This window comes from Isoptericola sp. NPDC060185, assembly GCF_042728595.1.
Lineage (GTDB): Bacteria > Actinomycetota > Actinomycetes > Actinomycetales > Cellulomonadaceae > Isoptericola.
In genome coordinates this window covers 13,806-35,430 of the sequence record NZ_JBHWYY010000004.1, presented here as the reverse complement: position 1 = coordinate 35,430, position 21,625 = coordinate 13,806, and the positions used below count along the sequence as shown (strand labels likewise).

Annotated in this window: 24 protein-coding genes and 1 riboswitch; of the genes, 9 read left to right on the top strand and 15 right to left on the bottom strand. The window is 74.3% G+C overall.

Annotated elements, in window-relative coordinates; translation table 11 throughout:
- The first annotated feature begins 51 nt into the window (after positions 1-51).
- Positions 52-396: a hypothetical protein gene (locus ACFWDO_RS02550; RefSeq protein WP_380322136.1), complete on the top strand. Its 345-nt coding sequence runs from the start codon at positions 52-54 to the stop codon at positions 394-396.
- Here ACFWDO_RS02550 and ACFWDO_RS02545 read toward each other — a convergent pair.
- Entirely contained in the window at positions 393-881 is a 489-nt protein-coding gene (locus ACFWDO_RS02545; RefSeq protein WP_380322139.1) for a DUF2087 domain-containing protein, read from the bottom strand. The genes ACFWDO_RS02550 and ACFWDO_RS02545 overlap by 4 nt on opposite strands.
- 187 nt (positions 882-1,068) lie before the next feature.
- Here ACFWDO_RS02545 and ACFWDO_RS02540 point away from each other — a divergent pair, with 187 nt between their 5' ends.
- Positions 1,069-1,791, top strand: a complete 723-nt coding sequence (locus tag ACFWDO_RS02540) for a hypothetical protein (protein ID WP_380322142.1) — start codon at positions 1,069-1,071, stop codon at positions 1,789-1,791.
- On the opposite strand, the gene ACFWDO_RS02535 is transcribed toward ACFWDO_RS02540, so the two are convergent.
- From ACFWDO_RS02535 to ACFWDO_RS02520, 4 genes are all read right to left on the bottom strand, one after another.
- Complete coding sequence (locus ACFWDO_RS02535) at positions 1,758-2,384, bottom strand: dihydrofolate reductase family protein (RefSeq protein ID WP_380322145.1); 627 nt, start codon at positions 2,382-2,384, stop codon at positions 1,758-1,760. The two genes, ACFWDO_RS02540 and ACFWDO_RS02535, sit on opposite strands and share 34 nt — an antisense overlap.
- A 76-nt stretch (positions 2,385-2,460) precedes the next feature.
- Positions 2,461-2,997 (bottom strand): toxin, encoded by a 537-nt coding sequence (locus ACFWDO_RS02530; protein WP_380322148.1) that lies wholly within the window; start codon positions 2,995-2,997, stop codon positions 2,461-2,463.
- A 36-nt stretch (positions 2,998-3,033) separates the two neighbouring features.
- Positions 3,034-3,540 (bottom strand): hypothetical protein, encoded by a 507-nt coding sequence (locus ACFWDO_RS02525; protein WP_380322151.1) that lies wholly within the window; start codon positions 3,538-3,540, stop codon positions 3,034-3,036.
- Positions 3,540-3,935 (bottom strand): hypothetical protein, encoded by a 396-nt coding sequence (locus tag ACFWDO_RS02520; protein ID WP_380322154.1) that lies wholly within the window; start codon positions 3,933-3,935, stop codon positions 3,540-3,542. The genes ACFWDO_RS02525 and ACFWDO_RS02520 overlap by 1 nt, the downstream gene beginning before the upstream one ends.
- A 127-nt stretch (positions 3,936-4,062) precedes the next feature.
- Between ACFWDO_RS02520 and ACFWDO_RS02515 the strand changes: the two genes are divergently transcribed.
- Positions 4,063-4,686: a PAS and ANTAR domain-containing protein gene (locus ACFWDO_RS02515; protein ID WP_380346779.1), complete on the top strand. Its 624-nt coding sequence runs from the start codon at positions 4,063-4,065 to the stop codon at positions 4,684-4,686.
- A 5-nt stretch (positions 4,687-4,691) separates the two neighbouring features.
- On the opposite strand, the gene ACFWDO_RS02510 is transcribed toward ACFWDO_RS02515, so the two are convergent.
- The 4 genes from ACFWDO_RS02510 to ACFWDO_RS02495 form a co-directional block, all read right to left on the bottom strand.
- Positions 4,692-5,390, bottom strand: coding sequence for an ANTAR domain-containing protein (locus ACFWDO_RS02510; protein WP_380322160.1), 699 nt, complete (start codon positions 5,388-5,390; stop codon positions 4,692-4,694).
- Between the two features lie 84 nt (positions 5,391-5,474).
- Positions 5,475-6,146, bottom strand: coding sequence for an ANTAR domain-containing protein (locus tag ACFWDO_RS02505; RefSeq protein ID WP_380322163.1), 672 nt, complete (start codon positions 6,144-6,146; stop codon positions 5,475-5,477).
- An 81-nt stretch (positions 6,147-6,227) separates the two neighbouring features.
- Positions 6,228-8,075, bottom strand: coding sequence for a choice-of-anchor I family protein (locus ACFWDO_RS02500; RefSeq protein WP_380322166.1), 1,848 nt, complete (start codon positions 8,073-8,075; stop codon positions 6,228-6,230).
- A gap of 132 nt (positions 8,076-8,207) precedes the next feature.
- A complete protein-coding gene (locus ACFWDO_RS02495; protein WP_380322169.1) occupies positions 8,208-9,503 on the bottom strand; it encodes a glycosyltransferase 87 family protein in 1,296 nt (431 codons plus the stop codon).
- Between the two features lie 118 nt (positions 9,504-9,621).
- Between ACFWDO_RS02495 and ACFWDO_RS02490 the strand changes: the two genes are divergently transcribed.
- Positions 9,622-10,929: an Nramp family divalent metal transporter gene (locus tag ACFWDO_RS02490; RefSeq protein ID WP_380322172.1), complete on the top strand. Its 1,308-nt coding sequence runs from the start codon at positions 9,622-9,624 to the stop codon at positions 10,927-10,929.
- 76 nt (positions 10,930-11,005) lie between these two features.
- Here the strand turns inward: ACFWDO_RS02490 and ACFWDO_RS02485 are convergent, their stop codons facing one another.
- Positions 11,006-11,488 (bottom strand): NUDIX domain-containing protein, encoded by a 483-nt coding sequence (locus ACFWDO_RS02485; protein ID WP_380322176.1) that lies wholly within the window; start codon positions 11,486-11,488, stop codon positions 11,006-11,008.
- A gap of 250 nt (positions 11,489-11,738) precedes the next feature.
- Between ACFWDO_RS02485 and ACFWDO_RS02480 the strand changes: the two genes are divergently transcribed.
- A complete protein-coding gene (locus ACFWDO_RS02480; RefSeq protein WP_380322179.1) occupies positions 11,739-12,983 on the top strand; it encodes an acyl-CoA dehydrogenase family protein in 1,245 nt (414 codons plus the stop codon).
- A gap of 69 nt (positions 12,984-13,052) precedes the next feature.
- Here the strand turns inward: ACFWDO_RS02480 and ACFWDO_RS02475 are convergent, their stop codons facing one another.
- Positions 13,053-13,616: a histidine phosphatase family protein gene (locus ACFWDO_RS02475; protein WP_380320919.1), complete on the bottom strand. Its 564-nt coding sequence runs from the start codon at positions 13,614-13,616 to the stop codon at positions 13,053-13,055.
- A 4-nt stretch (positions 13,617-13,620) separates the two neighbouring features.
- A complete protein-coding gene (locus ACFWDO_RS02470) occupies positions 13,621-14,307 on the bottom strand; it encodes a GPP34 family phosphoprotein (RefSeq protein WP_380320921.1) in 687 nt (228 codons plus the stop codon).
- A 333-nt stretch (positions 14,308-14,640) separates the two neighbouring features.
- Here ACFWDO_RS02470 and ACFWDO_RS02465 point away from each other — a divergent pair, with 333 nt between their 5' ends.
- On the top strand, positions 14,641-16,158 hold the full coding sequence (locus tag ACFWDO_RS02465) for a DUF222 domain-containing protein (protein ID WP_380320924.1): 1,518 nt from the start codon (positions 14,641-14,643) through the stop codon (positions 16,156-16,158).
- Between the two features lie 29 nt (positions 16,159-16,187).
- On the opposite strand, the gene ACFWDO_RS02460 is transcribed toward ACFWDO_RS02465, so the two are convergent.
- From ACFWDO_RS02460 to ACFWDO_RS02450, 3 genes are all read right to left on the bottom strand, one after another.
- Positions 16,188-16,898, bottom strand: coding sequence for a nicotinamide riboside transporter PnuC (locus tag ACFWDO_RS02460; protein ID WP_380320927.1), 711 nt, complete (start codon positions 16,896-16,898; stop codon positions 16,188-16,190).
- Positions 16,899-17,024: 126 nt separating this feature from the next.
- Positions 17,025-17,167: riboswitch (FMN riboswitch) on the bottom strand.
- Between the two features lie 92 nt (positions 17,168-17,259).
- Positions 17,260-18,162, bottom strand: coding sequence for a TetR family transcriptional regulator (locus tag ACFWDO_RS02455; protein ID WP_380320930.1), 903 nt, complete (start codon positions 18,160-18,162; stop codon positions 17,260-17,262).
- 86 nt (positions 18,163-18,248) lie between these two features.
- Positions 18,249-18,503, bottom strand: coding sequence for a hypothetical protein (locus ACFWDO_RS02450; protein ID WP_380320933.1), 255 nt, complete (start codon positions 18,501-18,503; stop codon positions 18,249-18,251).
- A gap of 48 nt (positions 18,504-18,551) precedes the next feature.
- Between ACFWDO_RS02450 and ACFWDO_RS02445 the strand changes: the two genes are divergently transcribed.
- From ACFWDO_RS02445 to ACFWDO_RS02435, 3 genes are all read left to right on the top strand, one after another.
- Positions 18,552-19,202, top strand: a complete 651-nt coding sequence (locus tag ACFWDO_RS02445) for a DsbA family protein (protein ID WP_380320936.1) — start codon at positions 18,552-18,554, stop codon at positions 19,200-19,202.
- Between the two features lie 63 nt (positions 19,203-19,265).
- Complete coding sequence (locus tag ACFWDO_RS02440) at positions 19,266-20,189, top strand: LLM class F420-dependent oxidoreductase (protein ID WP_380320939.1); 924 nt, start codon at positions 19,266-19,268, stop codon at positions 20,187-20,189.
- Positions 20,190-20,309: 120 nt separating this feature from the next.
- Positions 20,310-21,614, top strand: a complete 1,305-nt coding sequence (locus ACFWDO_RS02435; protein WP_380320942.1) for a uracil-xanthine permease family protein — start codon at positions 20,310-20,312, stop codon at positions 21,612-21,614.
- Positions 21,615-21,625 lie beyond the last annotated feature (11 nt).

The window sequence follows — 21,625 nt, the reverse complement described above, 5'->3', positions numbered from 1 at the left end:
GCCAGGCGCCGGCGACCGGCGCCACCCACGACCAGCGGGAGACCACCGACGATGGCAGCGCGACGCACGGACGGCTACGAGCTCGCCGGGGCGGACGCCGACGACCGCGGCGACCGGCTGCTGCGGGCGGCGGCCGTGACGGGCCTCGCGCTGATCCAGGCGGGCGTGGCCGGCCTCTTCGTCAGCGCGTGGTGGCGGCACGTCCTCACCGTCGTCGACGCGCCCTCCGTGGGCGGCGTGGTGTGGCGGCTCCTGACCCTCGTGCTCTTCGTCTGGGTGCTCGGCGCGGAGGTCGGCGCCCTCCGCCGGCGTCGCCGGGCGCCCGTGCTGGTCATCTCGTTGTCGCTCGCCGGGATGGTCGGCGCCATCCTGCTCGAGACGCTCGCGCCCTTCTAGACCGCAGCGAGTCCGCGCTGGTCAGTGGCCCGCCAGTAGCGCGAGCCGTCCGCCTCCCGCTCCAGGATGCCGGTGTCCACGGCGAACCGGCGCAGCCCGGACGGGTCGAAGAACAGCATCGCCAGGCGCGCGTTCAGCTCGACCTCGGTCATCCAGCCGCGTCGCTCGCCCACGAACGCCCGGTCGACGACGGCGCGCGCGAGCCCCGGCCGGTCCTGCTCCCGCGCGGGCCACTCCGAGATCGGCCCGTACGCCAGGATCCCGTGCTCCGACAGCAGCCTGCCGAGCGCCGCGGCGTCATCGGCCAGCCGACGCTGGTCGGGATCCCCGTCGTCGAACCAGCGCAGCGCCGCGACCTGCGGGCCCACGTCCGCGCCGCCGTCGAGCGCCGACGCCAGGTCCTGGCGCAACTTCGGCGCGCGGACCGCACCGATCAGCATCCGACACCGCTTCAGCGTGTCGCGCACGCCCTCGTCGTCCAGCACCCGATCTCCTCCGCTCGTTCCCGGGTCAGGGTATGGGGCGGGCGACGACGACACATGGGCGCAATCGCAGCCTCGACGTAGCACCTGGCGCCACTTCAGCGCCGCTCACCGTCATCGGGTACTACGTCGTGCTCCCGTACGCGAAAAGGACCTGACGGCGTGGGTTGCACCGGCCGATGCTGGGGCCGTGCTCCCGACGATCGACCCCGACGCCACCGCCGACGACGCGCGCGCTGTGCTCGAGGCGCACAGCTGGAGCCTGATCGGTACGGGTGACTGGGCGTGGGTGCTCGCGTCCCCGGACGGTTCCCTGGCCGCGCGGGTCACGCCGTTCGACCCGGCGTACCGGCTCTTCGCCGACGAGTTCGCCGCTCGGCCGCACCCGCTCGTCGTGCGGATCGACGACGTGGTGCCCCTGCGCCACCGCGGCTACGTCGTCGTCATGGAGCGCCTGCACCCCGCGGACGAGGGCCGGGCGCTGGGCCTGGTGAAGTCCCTCGGCATCACCAGCGCCACCGACGCCGCTCCGTCCGACGACGTGCCCGCCGACCTCGCCGACCACCCCGACGTCGTGGACCTGCGCCGCCGCATCGAGGACCTGCTCGCCGCCGGCGCCCGCCGTTACCGCCTCTGGGGCGGCGCCGACATCCGGCCCGGCCACATCCTCCAGGCCGCCGACGGCGGGCTGCGGCTCACCGACCCGGTCTTCGTGCATGGCCCGACGGTCTTCGAGTCCATCCGCGACGGCCGCGCCGACCGGCTCGGCGACTTCTCCCGCGCCGACCTCGAGGACTTCCTGCGCATCCCCGCGTTCGAGCCCGGCCCGGGCACCGCCGCCCTGCGGCGGGCGCTCGCGGACCTCGTGCTCGACGGCGATCAGCGCACGGGCACGCGGGCGTCGACGTCGTAGACCACGTGCACGGCCGTCGTCGACGGCGTCACGGTCCGCTGCACCAGGGCGTGCCGTCGGCCGCCGACGAACAGCGGTGTCCCGGACCCGAGGACGACGGGGGACAGGTGCAGCACCAGGGCGTCGAGCAGCCCGGCGTCCAGCGCCGACCCGACGGTGAGCCCGCCGCCCATGAGGACGACGTCGCGGTCGTCGCCGGCTTCCGCGGCCACGTCGTCGGCGGCAGCGCGCGCATGCTCAACGGCGTCGTGCAGGCCGGTCGTGACGAAGGTCCAGAACGCGAGGCGCGTGCGCGCGGGCTCGTGCCGCGTGACGACGAAGAACGGGGGCGTCCCCACCTCGAGCGCGCCGTAGCCCACCTCGTCGTCCCAGCCCTGCGGCCCGTCGACGACGTCGAACAGGTGTCGCCCGAGCACGACGGCGCCGCTGCGCGCGGTGGCCGACCGGAGCTGCTCCCGGTCGACCGGGTCGTCGCTGAACGCCCACGTGTGGAGGGCCTCGCCCCCGTCGCCCAGCCCGTTCTCGGGGCCCGGGTGCGGCCCGGTGACGTACCCGTCCAGGGAGATCGAGATGTCACCCACCACTCTGGTCATGACGGGTGGACCGCCCCGGCGTCATGGAGTCATCGCCCCCGTGGATCAGCGGACCTCGGGACCAGCCGACCTGGGCTCAGCGGGCGGCCGCGAGGAACGCGTCGACCGCGCCGCGCGACCGCAGCCGGTGGAACTCCAGGTGCGCGTGCGCAGGGTCGGCCATCGCCGCGCCGTACCGCTCGGGGTAGCGCCCCACCTGGTCCCACGACCAGCGCACGATGCCGTCCTTGCGCCAGGGTGCGAAGACGTCGCGCCAGCGCTGCCGGTTGCCGGTGCCCGGCCAGAGCTCGGTCCGGTCGACGGCGCGGGCCACCGTGCGCCGGTACACCTGCGCCATGACGACCCGGCGGGGCGGGTCGAGCCAGACCACGGCGTCCGCCCGCGCCCAGACCTCCGGCAGCAGCGCGGAGTAGTTGCCGTCGATCACCCACGCGTCGCCGGCGACCTCGCGCCGGACGTCCGCCTCGAAGGCGTCGCGCGGGCGGGGGGTCCAGTCCGGCCCCCAGAACAGCGCGTCCACCTCGACGCGCCGCACGCCGAGCCGCACCGCCAGCTCCCGGGTGAGCGTCGACTTCCCGGACCCTGCCGCCCCGACCACCGACACCCTGCGCACCCGCGGCAACCTAGCAGGGCGTGCGGCCCGGGCCGCTCACTCCGCGATCTCGATCAATGCGAACGGGTCCGGCGCGCACGACATGCTCGGGTCGATCTCGCACACGGTCATGGCGTTCTCGAGGTCCACCGAGATCGTCGCCGGGCCGGGCGGCATGTCCTGCGGCACGGCCACGGTGCTGCGCGCGGCGCCGTCCTCGTCCGGGTCGAGGGTGGCGAGGTCGGCTGAGTAGTAGTGGGTGCCGAGGTCGTCGTCTCCCGTCCCGTCCACGCGCGACATGATCCAGATCGTGTACCGGGCGTGGTCCGGCAGGTCGGTCGAGCAGTCGACGCCGCCCCCGCCGGTGATCCGGACGTCGAGCTTGTCGCCGGGTGCCGCCCTCGTGGGCGTGACCACCGGGTCGCTCGAGCCGCAGTACGCGGTCTGCGGGAAGACCCCGCACCCGGCCGACATCCCCGTCGTCACGAGGAGGGCGACGACGCCGAGCACCCGGCCGAGGGCGGAGCGAAGCGTCGTGCCTGGGTGCCGTCGTCGGGCCGACATCACGGACTCCCCGGTGCCTGGACCATGATCGTCACGTCGGTCAGGCCGCCCCCGCCCTGGACGTCCACCTGCGAGGGCAGCGACGTCACCTCGCCCACGTGCGCGACGACCTCGAACGTGCCGACCGAGTCGAGCTCGAACCGGGTCATGCCGTCGGCGTCGGACGTCCCGCGGTCGACGGGGTCCGTGCCGAGGAGCACCTCGACCTCGGCGCCGGCCGCGGGGGCGGTCGTGCACCCGTCGTCGCACCAGGTGGACAGCACCTCGACCTCGAGCGAACCGCCTGCGTGCGACGGGAGGGCGGTGCATCCTGCCGGAGCGAGGACGGCGACGAGCAAGGTCGCGCCCAGGACGGCGCGGCGGGCGGGGCGGAGAGGCGACGGCGGTGTCGGCACGCGCCCAACGTAGCGGTCCGCGCCGCCGTCGTCCCGACCGGCCCGCCGCTTGCTAGGGTCGTCATCTCCGGTCAAGGAACGGCCGGTGTGCTTCATGTGGTCGGAGGCGACCTTGCCCGTAGACACCGTGGCAGCCGAGGGGCAGACGCTCGAGCCCCCGCGCCTGGTCGGTCAGTTCAGGCTCGAGCCGGCGTCCGGCCTGTGGGCCTGGACGGACGAGGTGTACGTCCTGCACGGCTTCGCCCCGCGCGAGGTGGTGCCCACCACCGAGCTTGTGCTCTCCCACGTGCACGCGGAGGACCGCGACCGCACCCGCGAGGCCCTCGAGGCGGCGACGCGCACGGGCGAGGCGTTCTCCGTGGTGCACCGGCTGCTCGACGCGCGTGGCCGCGAGCTCACGATCGCCGTCGTCGGGCGGGGCGTGCGTGAGGAGGCGGCCGGGCCGTTCGTGCTCGAGGGATTCGTCGTCGACCTCACCGCCGTGGTCGCGGAGCGCGCCGACGCGCGCGCGTCGGCCGACATCCGCACCGCGGCCGAGAGCCGCGGGGTGATCGAGCAGGCCAAGGGCATGGTCGCCGTGCTCTACGACGTGGACCCCGACACCGCGTTCGGGATGATGCGCCGTACCTCCAACGACCACAACGTCCCGATCCGCGAGCTGGCCCGCGAGATCGTCGCGGTCGCGCACCGGCAGGACCTGGACCGTCGCGCCACGGTCCAGGGGCTGCTCACGCCGCTCCGGACGGACTGAGCCCCTCAGGTCTCGTCGGAGCGGCGCGACTCGACGGTCTCGGTGCCGGCGAACGACAGCCGCCGCGTCACGACGTCGTGCGCCACGGCCTCCAGCGTCGCCCCCTGCGCGAAGGCGTGCGCCCGGAGCACGGCCAGCGCGTCCGGGGGCGGCAGCCGCAGCTGGATGGCCGCCATCCCCGTGGCCTGGTGCACCTGGGCGCGGGCGGAGGCGCCGTCCTCGTCGGCCTCGCCGAGCACGGCGGTCCCCACGGCGTCGGCGAGGAACTGCGCCTCCTCCAGGCTGCGGGCGAGCGACGACCCCGCGACGTACAGCCCGAGCGCACCGACCGGGATGCCGCCCACCCGCATCGGCACGGCGTACCAGGTGGCGTCCTCGCTGCCCCCGCCGGCGAACAGGGAGAAGACGTCGTCCGGGACGGCGCCGGGCCGCAGGGGCGTGACCACGATCCTGTCCTCGGCGATCGCCACGTGCCCGGGCCCGTCGCCCAGCACCTCCTGCATGGCGCCGAGCTCCGCGGACGTGCCCCCGGAGGTCGTGATCGTGAGCTGCTCGCCGGGCGACGCCGCCACGGTCACGGTGCCGCCCTGCGCCCCCAGGACGGCGACGCACGCGCGGCCGAGGCGCGTCGCGGGGGAGAGGTCGGCCCCTTCGACCTCGGTGAGGGCGCGGGCGAGGAGCCCCAGAAGCTCGGAGGTGTTCACCGCTGGCTCCGTCCTGTCGCGCCGGGGCCAGTTTTCCACCGATGGCCGGTGCTCGTCGTCGTGCCGCGATGTCGGCCTGCGGTGTCAGTGATCGGTCTCTCCGATGACGTCGCCCTCACCGCCGAGGACGAGCGTCCGCACGATCGAGTCGGCCACCTCGCGCAGGGGGAGGTCGCGCGCCTGCGAGGCGGCCCGGAGCACCCGCCGGGCGTCGTCGTCGGTGCAGTCGTTCGCGGCCATCAGCACCCCGACGGCGCGCTCGACGGCGACGTCGTCGGCGATCCTCCGGTGCAGGGCCGCGACGGCGGCCTCGAGGTCGGCGAACTGGAGCTGGAGGCGCACCGCGTCCGCGGTCAGCAGGGCGTAGGCGGTGCAGGTCGCGACGAAGTCGGCGGGCCAGTCCCCGCCGGTGCGCGAGTACACGTTGAGCGCGACCTGGACCCCGGGGCCGACGACGGCCGGCGCGCCCAGCGCCTGCACGAACCCGGCGTCCTTCGCGGCCGTGGCCCACGCCTCCCAGCGCGCGGGCGCCGTGGCGACGTCGGTGGTGAGGGCCTCCCGCACGCGCATCGCGTCGATGCAGGGCCCCGTGTCAGCGCGGGCCTCGGCCTGGTCGCAGCGCGCCGCGGCCCGGGAGCTGCTGCCCGCCTTCAGGGAGATGCCGTGCTCGCGGACCGTCACGCTGACCTCGATCTCGTGCCCGAGGACCAGCGCCGCACGGGTGGCGCACTCGTCCAGGTACTGCGAGAGGGTCATGACAGGCACGGTACTCGGCACCCGGGGCCGCCGGTGTCCCGGGCCGCGTGGTGCGGACCCGGGACGCCGACCGCCCGGGGGTCAGCGGCGCCCGGTGAGGCGGTCGACCTGGAAGAACGTCGTGGTGCCGGACACCTCGTTGGCGACGGCGAGCAGCGGCCGGTGCGTCGGGGAGTCGGACGCGGGGACGAACGCCAGCCCCTCGGGGCCTAGGTCGCCGGCCGAGGCGAGCGCGGTGCCGGGGTCGGCGCCGTCGTCGATCGCGTCCTCGACGGACACCGAGTAGTCGCGGTTCGAGACGTAGGTGACGAACGCGGCCCGCTCGGGCCGCGTGATGTCGTAGACCATGACGCCGCCGGCGCGCTCCAGCCCGACGAAGGCGTAGGTGCGGCCCGACACCTCACCGATCGCGAGGTTCTCCGGTTCGGGGCCCTTGTCGTCGCTGCGGCCGTCGCCCTTGGTCTCGGTGTGGTTGGTGTTGAACGCGTCGCCGAGGGCGTCGGCGGTCACCTGCTCGAACTGGTCGCCGGAGTCGAAGACGAGCTCGCCGCCGGTGCTCCAGATCGAGAACGACCGGCCGCCGAACGCGAAGAGCTGCTCGTAGCAGGAGCCGTCGGCGCGCAGCCCGGACGCGGTGGTGACGGTGAGGCGGCCGAGGTCCTCGTCGCCGAGCAGCCCGGCGGCGGGGGAGTCGGCGCAGACCGGCGCGTGCCCGTCCTTGCCGAGGTCCTTGACCCGGGCGGGCTCGGCGTAGTCACCCCACTCGCGGGCGTCGCCCTCGTTCGCGGTGACGAGGTACGTCCGCCCGCGCGAGGTGTACGAGGCGATCCCGTCGGGCATGTAGAGCCCGCGGACCGGCACCTCGCGGATCGCGGCGACGCCGTCCTTGTCGGACGGGTCGATGCCCTGGCCGGGCTCGGAGTGGTCCTTGCTGCCGAGCGACCACAGGTCCATGGTGCGCGCGCTGCGCAGGTCCACCTCGGCGACGGCGTTCGCCTCCTGCAGCGCGACGTACGCGGTGCGGGAGTCCTTCGACACCGTGACGTACTCCGGCTCGAGGTTGCGCGACACGCGGTGGGCGAGGGACCCGCCGGGTCCCGCGACGTCCGGGCCGAAGACGCGCACGCCGTCGGGCAGCGCGTCGCCCTCGAAGGCGTGGAACGTCGCGGCGCGTACGGCGGACTGCGTGACGGCCGGGAGCTTCTTGCCGGACACGCGGTCGGGGAGCGCGACGACGGAGACGGAGCCCTCGGGGTCGACCGAGAAGTCGTCGGCGGGCTCGCCCTCGTTGGCGACGACGGCGCTGCGCCCGTCGGGCGTGATCGTCACCATGTCGGGCAGGGCGCCGACGCGCCACGCGCCGAGGGCCCGGCCGTCGCCGGCGGCGTCGAACAGCACGAGCCAGCCGTCGGAGACCTTGTCGGGGGACTCGACGGCGACGACCCCGAGGCCGTCGGGCCGCACGGCGACCGAGTTCGCGACCGCGCCGTCGGGCACGGTGCTGCCGTCCGCGGCCCGCACGCCCGTGGTCCGCAGCGCGAAGAGCTTGCGAGGAGCGGACGGCGCGGCGACGTCGAGCACGGTGACCTCGCCCGCCTGCGCGTTCACCGAGAACAGGCGCTGCGAGCGCGCGTGGTAGGCGACGATCTCCGCCGCCGACTCGTCGAAGACCCCCGTGGCGTGCGAGCCGAGGGGCGACAGCGCGATGCGGGCGTCGTCGGCCGAGGTCGTCACCGGCTGCGTGACGACGCCGGCGCCGGGCCGCGCGAGTCCGGTCGTCGTGTCGCGGTGGGCCGACGCGGTGAGCGCGACGGGCACGGCCAGCGCGACGGCGAGCGTCGTCGCGCAGGCGCCGACGACGGTGCGGCGCGGGAGCCGGGGTGCGGGGTTCCGAGGAGCAGAGGGTCGCGGGGTGCGGGCGATGCGCAAGGGGTCCTCCGTGGCGGCCGGTGGCGCGCACCTGCGCGCCCTCGGGGTGACCGTAGGGAGGACGGATGGCGGCCCGGGAAGACCGTGGTGAACGGGTGCCGACCTGCCGGTGAACGCCTGGGACGCGCCTGTTCAGGCGGGCACGTCGTCGCCCACGACGTCCCGCACGCCGTCGCGCCCGAGCTGCGCGATGCGCCAGACGGCGCCGACGAGCAGCACGACGAGCGCCAGGTTCCGCAGCCCCTCGACGACGATCATCGCGGGCTCGCCGGCGAGGAACTCGCCGTAGGCGACGGGGTAGACGATCTGCGTGCCGAGCGCGGCGAGGAGCGCCCCGACGGCGGGCGGCCCCCACAGCCGGCGCGTGCCGCGTCCGGCCAGCGCGAGCGCGGCGGCCAGCGGCGGCCCGATCCACGCGACGAACTGGGGCGAGCCCACCTTGTTGAACACGATGAGCGCGAGCAGCAGGGCGGTGGTGCTGAGCAGCAGGATGTCGCCGGCGTGGTCGGGGCGGCGGTGCGCCGTCCACCAGGTGAGGGCGGCGAGCAGGAGGACGGCGACCGGCAGCAGCACGTCCAGCGTGGACGCGACCTGGCGGGCGGCCTCGCCCTGTACCTCGTAGGTGTAGATGACGTCGTTGTACTCGATCCGCACCGTCGGGTCCCACAGCCGCGCCACGCTGAACCAGGTGGCGAGCACGGACTCGGCCTGCAGCGTGCGCGCCTCCTGCTGGCCGAAGACGGAGAACGCGCGCTCGCCCGCGCCGCCCGCGAGGGCCAGCCCGACGACGACCACGCTGACCGCCGCGCCCGGCACGACGACGTGCCGCAGCAGGTCGCGCCAGCGCGCGCGGGTCGCGGCCAGGGCGACGACGACGGCGCCCGGCGCGATCTTGATCCACGCCCCGGCCGTGGCGATCGCCGTCGCGAGGGCGGGGCGGCGGGAGGCGACCACCAGGGCGACGAGGATGAGCGGCGCGACGACGCCGTCGAGCCGCCCGACGAAGATCGGGCCGAGCGCGACGAGGAACGCGAGCCACCACCAGGCGCCGAGCACGCCGCGCGGGGCGGACCGCACCAGCACGACGGTGGCGACCGCGTCGAGCGCCACGACCATCGCCGTCCAGACGATCTCGTACCCCAGGACGCTCGTCGACAGGAGCGCGGGCAGCGTGACCGGGACCAGCGCGCCGGCGGGGTACACCCAGTCGTAGTCGAGCACCGGCCACTGCCCGGTGGTGAGGCCGTGGCGGGCCCACCACTCGTACAGCGTGACGTCCCCGTAGATGGTGTTTCCCCAGGTGATGGCCTGCTTCACCACCCACGCGTGGACGACGACGAAGCCGAGCGCCAGCAGCCACCGGGACCTGAGCGCCGCGCCGACGGGACCGGGGGCGCTCGGCGCGGAGAGGGGCTGCGTGGTGGGCACGACCGACATCGTGGCAGACCTCCCTCCGCGGCGGCCGCGGAGGCGGGCGAGGATGCGAGATGCGGGTATCAACGTCTAGAGTTTCGGCTACCCGAAAAGATCCGACCGAAGGAGACGTGTGAGCCGACGTGGCCAGGGTGCGCGCCCGGCCCGGATCGTGGCGCTGCTCGGTCCGGCTTTCGTCGCGGCCATCGCATACGTGGACCCGGGGAACGTCGCCGCCAACCTCACCGCCGGCGCGCGGTTCGGGTACCTGCTCGTGTGGGTGCTGGTGGCCGCGAACGCCATGGCGGTGCTGGTGCAGTACCTGTCCGCGAAGCTCGGCGTGGTCACCGGGCGCTCGCTGCCGGAGGTGCTCGGCGAGCGCCTCTCCCGGCGCGGTCGCGTCGCCTACTGGGTGCAGGCGGAGGTCGTCGCGATGGCCACCGACGTCGCCGAGGTGATCGGCGGCGCCATCGCCCTGCACCTCCTGTTCGGCGTCCCGCTGGTGCTGGGCGGCCTCATCACCGGCGGGGTGTCGATGCTGGTGCTCACGGTGCAGCAGCGGCGCGGGCAGCGCGTCTTCGAGTCGGTCGTGACGTCGATGCTCGTGGTGCTCACGATCGGGTTCTGCGCGGGCCTGTTCTTCTCCCCGCCCGACCTGGGCGCCGTGCTGGGCGGCCTGGTGCCGCGCCTCGCCGGCCCCGAGTCGGTGCTGCTGGCGGCGTCGATGCTCGGCGCCACGGTGATGCCGCATGCCATCTACCTGCACTCGTCGCTCGCGCGCGACCGCGTGCGGCACGACGCGCGCGTGCAGCGGCAGCACCTCCTCGCCGCGGGCGTCGCGGGCGTGGACGACATGCCGGACGACGAGCCCGCGCGGCCGTCGCCCGCCGCCGTCCGCCGGCTGCTCGCCGCCACGCGCTGGGACGTGGTCGCGGCGCTCGTGCTGGCTGGCGGGGTGAACATCGCGATGCTGCTGCTCGCCGCCGCGAACCTGCCCGGCCGCACCGGCACCGACTCGATCGAGGGCGCGCACGCCGCCATCGAGTCGTCGCTCGGCCCGGCCGTGGCCGTGCTCTTCGGCGTCGGGCTGCTGGCGTCCGGGCTCGCGTCGACGTCGGTCGGCGCCTACGCGGGTGCCGAGATCATGGCGGGGCTGCTGCGCGTGCGCGTCTCCCTGCTCACCCGCCGGCTGGTCACCCTGGTGCCCGCGCTGGTGCTGCTGGCGACCGGGGTGTCGCCCACGTGGCTGCTGGTCGTGAGCCAGGTGGTGCTGAGCTTCGGCATCCCGTTCGCGATGGTGCCGCTGGTGCGCATCACCCGCGACGCCGGCCTGCTGGGCGGGTTCCGGAACGGGCTCGCCACCCAGGTGGCCGCGTGGGCCGTGGCCGCCGTCATCGTGGCGCTCAACGTCGCCCTGCTCTGGCTGACGTTCACCGCCTGACGCGAGGTGGTCCACCTCTCCGCGAGGTAGTCCCCAACTTCGCGAGGTAGTCCGCAACTTCGCGAGGTAGTTCGCGCTAGGGCCGGAGGGCGGTCTCGAGGCGGTCGACGAGCGCGGCCTGCGCGCTGACGACGACGCGGCGCGCGTCGTCGGGCCCGAACCAGGCGACGCGGTCGATCTCCGGCACCTCGATGCGGCGCCCCGAGCGCGGCGGCCACTCGATCTCCACGGTGTTGCTGCGGACCTGGTCCAGGTCCGGGCCGGGCGGCGGCCACTCGCGGGCCCACGCGACGACGCGTTTGCCGGACTTCTGCCGCACCTCGCCGAGGTCGACGTCCGGGGACGGTGGTGCTGGAAGGGGCAGCCCGAGCTCCTCGGCGGCCTCGCGGAGTGCTGCCGCGTGCGGCTCCTCGTCCGGCTCGAGCTCGCCCTTGAGCACGGTCCACGCGCCCTCGTCCTTGCGCGCCCAGAACGGCCCGCCCATGTGCCCGAGCAGCACCTCGAGCCCGCCGTCGGGCGTGGTCCGGTAGAGCAGGAGGCCTGCGCTGGTCGTCGCCATGGCCACAGTGTGGCCCGCTCCGGGACTACCTCGCCGAGATGCGGACTACCTCGCGGACTTGCGAACTGCCTCGCAGGGATCCGCACTACCTCGGCCGACGGCGGTGAGACGGAGTATCGCTTGACCTGAGACGCCGTCGCGGGTGACGATGGGAGCAGGTCGGCGTCGCCACACCACCAGCCTCGTGGCGGCGTCGGCCCTCCTTCTCCGGGCCCGGAACGCCGGACCCCCGCGCAGAGAGAGGTCGTCGATGACCCGCACCGCCCCCGTCATGCCCGGCGTGACCGCCCCCGACTACGACGTCTCGCAGCCGCTCGACCTCGACTACGTCGGCGCCTTCGCCGACGTCAAGCCCGAGGAGCGCGCCCACCAGCTCGCCGTCCGCGAGTTCGTCCAGGACGAGGTGCTCCCCGTCATCGACGGCTACTGGGAGCGCGCCGAGGTGCCGTTCGACCTCGTGAAGAAGCTCGCCGAGCGCGACCTCCTGCGCGACGGCGTCGACGTCGACGGCCGCCCGAAGATCTCGTTCATGGCCGAGGGCCTGGCGAGCATGGAGATGTCGCGCGGCGACGGCTCCGTCGCCACGATCTGCGGCGTCCAGGGCGGCCTCGCGCTGCGGTCGATCGTCATGCACGGCTCGCCCGAGCAGGTCGCGACCTACGCCGAGCCGATGGCGCGCGGGGAGATCCTCGGCGCGTTCGCGCTCACCGAGCCCACACACGGCTCGGACTCCGTCTCGCTCGAGACCACCGCCCGCAAGGAGACTCGCGACGGCGTCGAGGGATACGTCCTCGACGGCGAGAAGAAGTGGATCGGCTTCGGCTCCTGCGGCGACATCACCGTCGTGTGGGCCCGCCTCGTCGGGGACGACGGCGACAACCAGGTGCACGGCTTCATCGTCCCCCAGGACGCGCCCGGCTACACCGCCACGACCATCGAGGGCAAGGTCTCGCTCCGCGCCATCTGGCAGGCGCACATCGTGCTCAACGACGTGTTCGTCCCCGCGAGCGCGGCGCTGCCCGGCGCGACGTCGTTCAAGGCGACCGCCGCCGTCCTGTTCGCGACACGCCTCGCGGTGGCCTGGTCCGCCGTCGGGCACGCCGTCGCCTGCTACGAGGCGGCCGCCGCGTACGCGACCCAGCGCATCCAGTTCGGCCGACCGCTGGCCAAGAACCAGATGGTGCAGGAGCGGCTCACCCGCATGCTGTCGCTGGTCACGCAGATGCAGCTGCTCGTCGCGCAGATCACGCGCCTCGCCGACGCCGGCACCCTGACCGGCGAGCAGGCGTCCCTCGCCAAGTACACGACGACGCGTCAGGCGCGCGAGGTCGCGTCCATCGCCCGCGACATGCTGGGCGGCAACGGCATCCTGCTCGGCAACCGCGTTGCGCGGCACTTCGCCGACCTCGAGGCGCTGCACACCTACGAGGGCACCGAGTCGATGCAGGCGCTCATCGTCGGCCGCGACATCACCGGGGTCTCCGCCTTCGCCTGAGCCTCCACCTGTTGAGCACGACGGGGACCCGCGCCACCGCGCGGGTCCCCGTCGTCGTCCCCGGTGGTGTCAGAGGTCCAGGTCCACGGGGACGACGTCGGGGAGCCCGAGCCGGGCCCAGAACACGCCCGCGGGCGGCCCGCTGGGCACACGGCCGAGCGCGACCATCCACGCGGTGAGGACCATGCCGTGCGTCGCGACGACGAGGTCGCGCCCGGCGGCGTGCTCCCGCACGGCGTCGCCGAACCGGCGCGCCGCGGCGTCCGGCGTCTCCCACCCGTCGTGCCGGTCGTCGAGGGCGCCCTCGACCCAGGCGCGGCGGGCCGCACGGAAGCCCGGTGCCACGGGCTCGGGTGGGCGCCGGACCTCCCCGAACCTCGGGTCCATGGGGACGTCGGCGACGCCGAGCGCGAGGGCCAGCGTCTCGACCGCCTTGCGCTCGTCGCTCGCGACGGCGGGCGTGCCGGTCGGCAGGCAGACGGCACGGGCCGCCGCGCGGCCGGCGGGGGAGAGCGGCCAGGCGCCCGGTGGCGCGGAGCCGGAGACGGCGGGCGCCGCGTGCCGGACGACGGTGACGCGGACCGTGGCCCGTGCCGTGGCCCGTGCTGTGGCCCGTGCCGCGACCTGCTCCACGGCGTCAGGTCGTCGTGGCGGTCATGGCAGGGATCATGACCGCGACCATCACGGCCGCCTGGACCTCGTCCACGGCCTTCTTCACCGCGGCGCTCGCCCAGCTCCGCGAGGCGAGCTCCTTCGCGCGCGCCTCCGCCCGTCGCCGGTCCTGGGGCGGGACGAGCCCGCGGACCAGCGGGGAGCCGTTCGCCATCGCGAGCAGCGCTGCGGTCCGGGCGTCGGGGTCGCGGCCGCCGAGCAGCACGTCGCGGCACGTCGCGCGCAGCTGCGTCTCGTGGGTGGCGTCGGCGGCGGGCCAGGACGTCGTCGGGAAGACCCAGAAGACCGTCTCGTCCTCGCGCCGCAGCACCCCGCGCTCCGCGAGCCCGGTCAGCAGCTGCGTGCGCAGCCCCTTGGCCAGCGGCGCGACGAGGCTCTTCGGCGTGCGGGGCCGGGTCTGCGCGAAGGCCAGGGCGTGGTCGAGCGCCGGGTGCCCCGTGGGGGACGCGTCGAGCACGGTGACCCGGCCTGCCCCCACCCGCCGGCCGGCGGCGTCCGCGCCCGCGGTCGTGGTGACCTCGACCCGGCCGTCCAGGGCGAGCTCGACGAGCAGGGCGCCGGCCAGTCGGTAGTCCAGCTGCAGGCGGTCGAGCCGCGGTCGGCCCGAGGCGTCGTCGTACGCGAGCAGCAGCAGGTCCTCCGCGATGATCACCCGTCGATCCTCGCGGACCGGGGCGCGGAGAGTCCAGGGTGCGGGGTGCAGAGCGCGAGAGTGGCGCGGGGATCGACGATCCGTCGGCACTCGTGACCACCGGACGCCGGGCGCCGGGCGCGGTCCCTAGTCCGTGTCCTTGCCCGCGGGCAGGTTCGCTCTGAGCGAACAGGCAGAGGGCGCCCGACGGCGGCGCACCGCGCGGACGCTGCGGGCTGCCTGTGGACGGCGGCGGCGCGGCACGAGCCCTTCATTCTTCGAACATGCGTTCGATAGCGTCGTCCGTGCCGGGCGAACGACCCGGCACGTGGCGGACGGAGGGGAGGGGGACCGATGATCGACGTGCTGGATCGTGCCGACGCGACGCTTCCCGCGCCCAGGTCGGGCGCCGACGACGTCACGTCGGCCCTGGTGCTCGTCGCGGCGGGCGTGGACCGCCTCGCGGCGGCGGTACTGGAGGGCGGGCTCGGCGAGCTCGACGGTCGCTCGGCCGCGGACGTCTCCCGGACGCTGCGCGCGCTCGGGCAGCGCCTCGACGCCGCACGCCTGCGCGTCCTGCCCGTGGTGGAGGGCGAGGGGTGGTGGGCGGTCGACGGCGCGCGCTCCTTCGCCCATTGGCTCGCCCTCGCCGAGGGGGTGTCCCCGGCCACCGCCCACCGGGACGTGCGGACGACACGCACCCTGCGCGACGTGCTCCCCGCGACGGCGTCGGCGGCCCTGGCCGGGGAGATCGGCGCCGACCACGTGCGCGCGATGGTCGACGTCGCGCCCACGTCCGAGGCACGACGCGCAGCGCTTGCGGCCGCCGTCGTCCAGCCGTCGCCGGAGGCTGATGCCCCGGAGGAGCCAGGGCCGGTGCCGGGCGTCCCGGCCGGCCCCACGGGGGAGGAGCTGCTCGTCTCGCTCGCCGATCGCCGGTCGGCGGGGCAGTTCCGCCGTCTCGTGAAGCGGTTCGCGCACGTCGCGGACCCGGAGTCGGACGAGCGCGGGTACGCCCGGGCGCGGGAGAAGGAGTTCCTGGAGGTCTCGCCCACCTGGGACGGCTACCACGTCGCCGGGTTCCTCACGCTGGAGCACGGCCAGGCGGTGCGCGCGGCGCTCGACGCGGTGGTCGGACGTCCGGCGGCCGACGACCCGCGGACGCCCACCCAGCGGCGCGGGCAGGGCCTCGCGGACCTCGCGCGCATCGCCCTCGACAATGCGGCGGTCGGTTCCGGGGCGTCCGTGCGCCCGCACCTCCAGGTCTCGGTGTCGTTCACCGAGCTGCAGGCGCTGGCCCGTGAGGTTCGCGGTGCGGACGGGGCCGACGGTCTCGTCGTGACCCGGGCCGGCGAGGGCGGCGCGACCGCGGGCACGCCCGCCGGGATCGACCCGCGGCGGCTTGCCGGCCCCGAGCAGGACTCGCTCCCGACGTTCCCCGACCATGACGCACCGCTGCCGCCCTCCTTGCTGCGCCGCCTGGCCTGCGACAGCGAGGTGACCCGGGTGGTGTTCGGTGCGGACTCGACGGTGCTGGACGTCGGGCGGTCGCGGCGCACCGTCACGGGGCAGTTGCGGCGCGCCGTGATCGCCCGCGACCGTCACTGCTCGTGGCCGGGCTGTGACGAGCCGCCGCAACGGTGCGAGGTGCACCATGCCGTCACGCACTGGGTGGACGGCGGGCGGACCTCCGTCGAGAACGCGGCCCTGCTGTGCTGGCACCACCACGATGTCGTCGACTCTCGGGGCATCACCATGCGATGGGACGCGGAGCCCGCACCAGGTGGGCGTGCGGGCACCCCGGAGGCCGGATGGGTGTTTCGCGACCGGCATGGCCGGCCGATCGTCGCCTGCCCGCGGGGGGCGACGTGACCGGCGTGCCGGGCCGCGCGCCCCGGGGCTCAGGCCGCGATCGTCGAGTCCGCGCCGGCCTTCTCGCGACGGTTCACGCGCCACCAGACGAAGAAGCCCGTCAGCGTGAACGCGCCGTAGAACACGTACATCAGGGCGGTCGCGTAGTACTGCGCCGACCAGAGCAGCGGCACGCCCACGAGGTCCACCGCCACCCAGACCAGCCAGAACTCGACCCAGCCCTTGGCCATGCCGTACGTGGCGATCAGGGATCCCATGAAGATCCAGGCGTCCGACCACACCGGCTCGTACGAGCCGAGCGCGCGGAACAGCGGGGTGAGCAGGAGGGTGCCGCCCACCATCACGACCACGATCCCGACGCGCTCCCGCCAGGACGCCCAGTGGGGGTGCACCGCGGTGCCGCCGTCGGCGGGGATCCGACCGTCCGCGCGGACGTCGAGTGCCGCGCGCTGGGTCCGTCGCCACTGCACCCAGCCGTAGACCGACACGATCAGGAACATCACCTGGCGGCCCGCCTGGCCGAGCATGTCCGCACGGCTGGAGTCGCCGAACCACGAGCCCATGAACACCGTGAACAGGAGCAGGTTCCCGACGATGCCGACGGGCCAGGCCCACACCTTGCGGCGCATGCCGCCCAGCGCGGACGCCAGGCCGAAGCCGTTGCCGACGATCTCGCGCCACGACATGTGCTGGTCGCCGATGGTCAGCGTGGCGTTGAAGAACGCGTCGATCGCGTCCATCGTTCACTCTCCCGGTCCGAGGGTGCGGCGTCCGGGGTGAGGGCTGACGGCCGCCGAGGCCGGGCCCGGGGCCCGCCGTCGACGACACGACGCCCGGCGGCACCCACCCGTGACCGGGCGCGTGCCGCACGTGCTTCCTCCCATCCGGACTTTGACCGTCGGCCCTGGAATCTCACCAGGTCAGCCGGCCCCACCTGCGTAGAGCAGAGGAGGCCGGGTCGCGGGCTGTCACCGCCGGCTCGGAATTTCACCGACCCCGGAGCACGTACGTGCGTGTTGTCTACCGCCGGAGGTCCCGGCGGCGTCCTGCACAACGCAGGATGCCACAGGCGCATTCCAGCGTGCGGTCAGAGGCGCGCGGTCACAAGAGGGCGTCGCGGACGGCGCGGGCCACGTCGTCCGGCCCCGCACCCGGCTCCAACACGGTGACGACGACACGTCGGCCGTCGGTGCCCGTGGTCGTCGTACGGCCACGGTCGGCATGGTCGGCACGGTCGGCACGGTCGACACCCGTTCCGGCAGCGTCGGCGCCGTCGCCGTCGGGGGCGTCGCGGTCGGCACGACCTGCTCGGGCGCCGTTGTCGTCGGTCACCGGGACCTCGGTCGCGGCAGCGAGCTGGTCGTCGGTGTGCGGGAAGGGGGCGATCGCAGCGCGTCGGAGGTCGGCGAAGGCCTCCTCCAGCTCGGGGCGCAGGTCCAGGTGAGGGTTGCGCAGCCAGCGCCGCAGGATGGCGTTGTGCACCGCGACGACGGACGCGGCGAACGCGATCGACATCGTCGTGGTGGAACGGTCCGGGGGGAGGGTGTCGCGCAGGTACGCGGTGAAGGCGCGCTCGTAGCGGTGCGTCGTGACGAGCTCCCGGTCGCGCAGCGCCGGCACCTGCTGCAGCAGCTGGTGGCGGGCGATCGACGTCTCGCGCTGCCCCACGTGGTGGTCGAACACGAGGCGGGCGGCCCGGCAGACCTCGAGGTACGGATCGGTCGTGGGGTCCCACGCACGCTCGGGCGCACGCCCGGACTCCTCGCTGGCGCGGGCCTCGGGCCGGGTCTCGGCGAGCATCACCACGACTTCCTCGAGGAGCAGCTCGTGGTCGGCGAAGACCACGTCCTCCTTGGAGCGGAAGCGGCGGAAGAAGGTGGCACGGCTGACGCGGGCCGCGTCGGCGATCTCCTCGACGGTGGTCTGCTCGTAGCCCTGCCGGGAGAAGAGGTCGATCGCGGCGTCGACGGCCTGGGCGTGGGTGTGCGTCCGGACGGCGGTCATGCCACGGAGGTTACTCCGGCCGAGGGCCCGCACCTGCTGGCGTCCGCCCGGCGGGGACCCTGTGTGGGGCGCCTGATCGGTCGGGCTCAGCGGCGTCGCGCGTCGGGTCCGGGCCCGGGCTCGTCACGCTCCGGTGCCCCGCGCCGCGGCTCGTCGAACCCGGCGTCCGCGGGGCGGCGCGTGCGCTGCAGGTAGCGGATCTCGCGGACGGCTACGGCGGCGGCGATGATGAACGGGATCCAGGCCCACATCCGCCCGCGGAGCACGATCGAGAGCATGGCGACGGCGACGGCGCACGCGCCGAAGACCGTCCAGACGCTCGACCACCGCACCCTGCGCACGGGGTGAGGCTACCGCGCCGCCCTCGCCGCCTGGGTAGGGTGGCGGGCGTGACTTCCGGGACCACCACCGCGCCTGAGACCACGCCCACCTCCTCGACCGCGCCGGTCGTCGACGTCTACGTCGACCCGCTGTGTCCCTTCGCGTGGATCACCTCCCGGTGGGCGCTCGAGGTCGCGGAGCACCGCGACGTGCGCCTCACGTTCCGGCTCATGAGCCTGTACCTGCTCAACGCGGGCCGGGACCTGCCGGCGGACTACCGAGCCAAGATCGATGGGTCACGCGGCATCGGCCGCGTCGCCGCCGCCGTCCAGACCGAGCACGGCCCGGAGGCGTTCAGCGCCTTCTACACGGCGGCCGGCACGCGGATCCATCCCGGCGGCCGGTCCGACCTCGACGCCGTCGCGCGCGAGGCGCTCGCGGAGGCCGGGCTGCCCGCCGAGCTGGCCGACGCCGCGTCGTCGGACGCCTACGACGCGGCCCTCGCCGTCTCGCACGAGGAGGGCATGAAGCCCGTGGGCGAGGACGTCGGTACGCCCACGATCCACGTCGACGGCGTGGCGTTCTTCGGTCCGGTGCTCACGCGCATCCCGCGCGGCGAGGACGCGGTGCGGATCTTCGACGGCGCGGTCGCGCTGGCGTCGTTCCCCGACTTCTTCGAGCTGAAGCGCTCGCGCACCTCCTCGCCGACCTTCGACTGACCGTCCGGCGCCGCGCCGGCCCCCCGCTCCTCCCAGACCCCCGCTCCACCCGAGAGGCGAACCATGACCCTCGACCTGCGTGTCTTCACCGAGCCCCAGCAGGGCGCGTCGTACGACGACCTGCTCGCCGTCGCGAAGGCGACCGAGACGCTCGGCTTCAGCGCGTTCTTCCGCTCCGACCACTACCTGGCGATGGGCGGCGACGGCCTGCCGGGGCCCACCGACGCGTGGACGACCCTGGCCGGCCTGGCCCGCGACACGTCGACGGTGCGGCTCGGCACCCTGGTCACGTCGGCCACGTTCCGGCACCCGGGCGTGCTGGCGATCCAGGTGGCGCAGGTGGACCAGATGTCCGGCGGCCGCGTGGAGATCGGCCTGGGTGCCGGCTGGTTCGCGCGCGAACACGAGGCGTACGGCATCCCGTTCCCGGCGAAGCGGTTCGGCCTGCTGGAGGAGCAGCTCGAGATCCTCACCGGGCTGTGGGGCACGCCGGTGGGTGGCTCGTACTCCTTCTCGGGCGAGCACTACACGCTCACCGACTCCCCGGCGCTGCCGAAGCCGGCGCAGGCCAAGATCCCCGTCATCGTGGGCGGCGGTGGTCCCCGCCGGACCCCGGCGCTCGCCGCGCGGTTCGGCGACGAGTACAACCAGGCGTTCCCCGAGCTCGACACGGTGGCGCCGCGCATCGGCGTCATCAACGAGGCGCTTGCCGAGGCCGGCCGTACCCCGGACTCGATCGTGCAGTCCGTGGCCCTCGTGCTGGCCGTCGGCAAGGACGAGGCGGAGTTCGCGCGCCGGGCCGCGGCGATCGGCCGCGAGCCGGCCGAGCTGCGCGAGCACGGCGTCGCGGGCACGGTCTCCGAGGCCGTGGACCTCCTCGGTTCCCTGCGCGACCAGGGCGTGCAGCGCGTGTACCTGCAGACGCTGGACCTGCACGACCTCGACCACCTGGACCTCGTGGCACGCGAGGTCGCGACGCAGCTCTGACACCGACCCCCGACCCTCGCGCCCAGTACGCTGTGCGGCGGCAATCTTCACCGGACGTTCACTGTCGAGCATCCAGAGTGAGCACGGCGGCCCGCCTCAGGGCCCGACGGACGGAGCACCATGACCCTCGGCTGGACCAAGCACGGCGACGGGAAGCACGTCGGACCCGGCGACGTCGTCGCCCCCGACGAGCGGTTGAGCTGGCCGCGCACCATCGGCATCGGCATGCAGCACGTGGTGGCCATGTTCGGTTCCACGTTCATCGTGCCGCTGATGACGGACTTCTCTCCCGCGACGACGCTGTTCTTCTCGGCGATCGGCACGGCGCTGTTCCTGCTGATCACGCGCAACCGGCTGCCCAGCTACCTGGGGTCCAGCTTCGCGTTCATCGCCCCGATCGTGGCGGCGACGGCGTCGCACGGGCAGTCCGTGGCGGTGGGCGGCATCCTCGTGACCGGCCTCGTGCTGGCCGCGGTCGGTGTGCTGGTGCACTTCGCCGGCGCCCGGTGGATCGACGTCGTCATGCCGCCGATCGTGACGGGCACGATCGTGGCGCTCATCGGCCTCAACCTGGCCCCGGCCGCGTGGGGCAACTTCCAGAAGGCGCCGGTCACCGCGGTGATCACCCTGGCCGCGATCATCCTCGTGACGGTGCTGTTCAAGGGCATCCTCGGGCGGCTGTCGATCCTGGTCGGCGTGCTGGTCGGCTACGTCGCCGCGCTGCTCCAGGGTGAGGTCGACTTCACGGACGTCAGGAAGGCGGACTGGCTCGGCTTCCCGCACTTCGTCACGCCGTCGTTCGACGTCTCGGTGCTCGGCCTCTTCATCCCCGTGGTGCTGGTGCTGATCGCGGAGAACGTGGGTCACGTGAAGTCGGTCGCCGCCATGACCGGCAAGAACCTCGACGGCGTCGCGGGCCGGGCGCTGTTCGCGGACGGCGTCGCGACCACGCTCGCGGGCGTCGGCGGCGGCTCGGGCACCACGACGTACGCCGAGAACATCGGCGTCATGGCCGCCACGCGCGTGTACTCGACTGCGGCGTACTGGGTAGCCGCGGTGACCGCGCTGCTGCTGTCGATGTCGCCCAAGTTCGGGGAGCTGATCGCCACCATCCCGGACGGCGTGCTGGGCGGGGCGACCACGATGCTCTACGGGATGATCGGCATCCTCGGCGCGCGCATCTGGGTGCAGGCCAAGGTGGACTTCGGCAACCCGGTGAACCTCACCACAGCGGCCGTCCCGCTCATCGTCGGCATCGCGAACTTCACGTGGGTCGTGGGCGACCTGTCGTTCGAGGGCATCGCCCTCGGCACGGCGTCCGCGCTGGTGATCTACCACGGCATGCGGGCGATCGCCCGCTGGCGTGGGACCAGCCAGGAGCCGGCCTCGCCGGCCTCGACGCCGGAGCCGGCGCCCGTCGACTGACGGGGCCGCGT

Bases quoted from the DNA above. Each gene is read 5' to 3' on its own strand.
- ACFWDO_RS02550 (WP_380322136.1), top strand. From the start codon at position 52: ATGGCAGCGCGACGCACGGACGGCTACGAGCTCGCCGGGGCGGACGCC.
- ACFWDO_RS02535 (WP_380322145.1), bottom strand. From the start codon at position 2,384: ATGACCAGAGTGGTGGGTGACATCTCGATCTCCCTGGACGGGTACGTC.
- ACFWDO_RS02525 (WP_380322151.1), bottom strand. From the start codon at position 3,540: ATGTCGGCCCGACGACGGCACCCAGGCACGACGCTTCGCTCCGCCCTC.
- ACFWDO_RS02505 (WP_380322163.1), bottom strand. From the start codon at position 6,146: ATGACCCTCTCGCAGTACCTGGACGAGTGCGCCACCCGTGCGGCGCTG.
- ACFWDO_RS02485 (WP_380322176.1), bottom strand. From the start codon at position 11,488: ATGGCGACGACCAGCGCAGGCCTCCTGCTCTACCGGACCACGCCCGAC.
- ACFWDO_RS02480 (WP_380322179.1), top strand. From the start codon at position 11,739: ATGACCCGCACCGCCCCCGTCATGCCCGGCGTGACCGCCCCCGACTAC.
- ACFWDO_RS02465 (WP_380320924.1), top strand. From the start codon at position 14,641: ATGATCGACGTGCTGGATCGTGCCGACGCGACGCTTCCCGCGCCCAGG.
- ACFWDO_RS02460 (WP_380320927.1), bottom strand. From the start codon at position 16,898: ATGGACGCGATCGACGCGTTCTTCAACGCCACGCTGACCATCGGCGAC.
- ACFWDO_RS02455 (WP_380320930.1), bottom strand. From the start codon at position 18,162: ATGACCGCCGTCCGGACGCACACCCACGCCCAGGCCGTCGACGCCGCG.
- ACFWDO_RS02440 (WP_380320939.1), top strand. From the start codon at position 19,266: ATGACCCTCGACCTGCGTGTCTTCACCGAGCCCCAGCAGGGCGCGTCG.
- ACFWDO_RS02435 (WP_380320942.1), top strand. From the start codon at position 20,310: ATGACCCTCGGCTGGACCAAGCACGGCGACGGGAAGCACGTCGGACCC.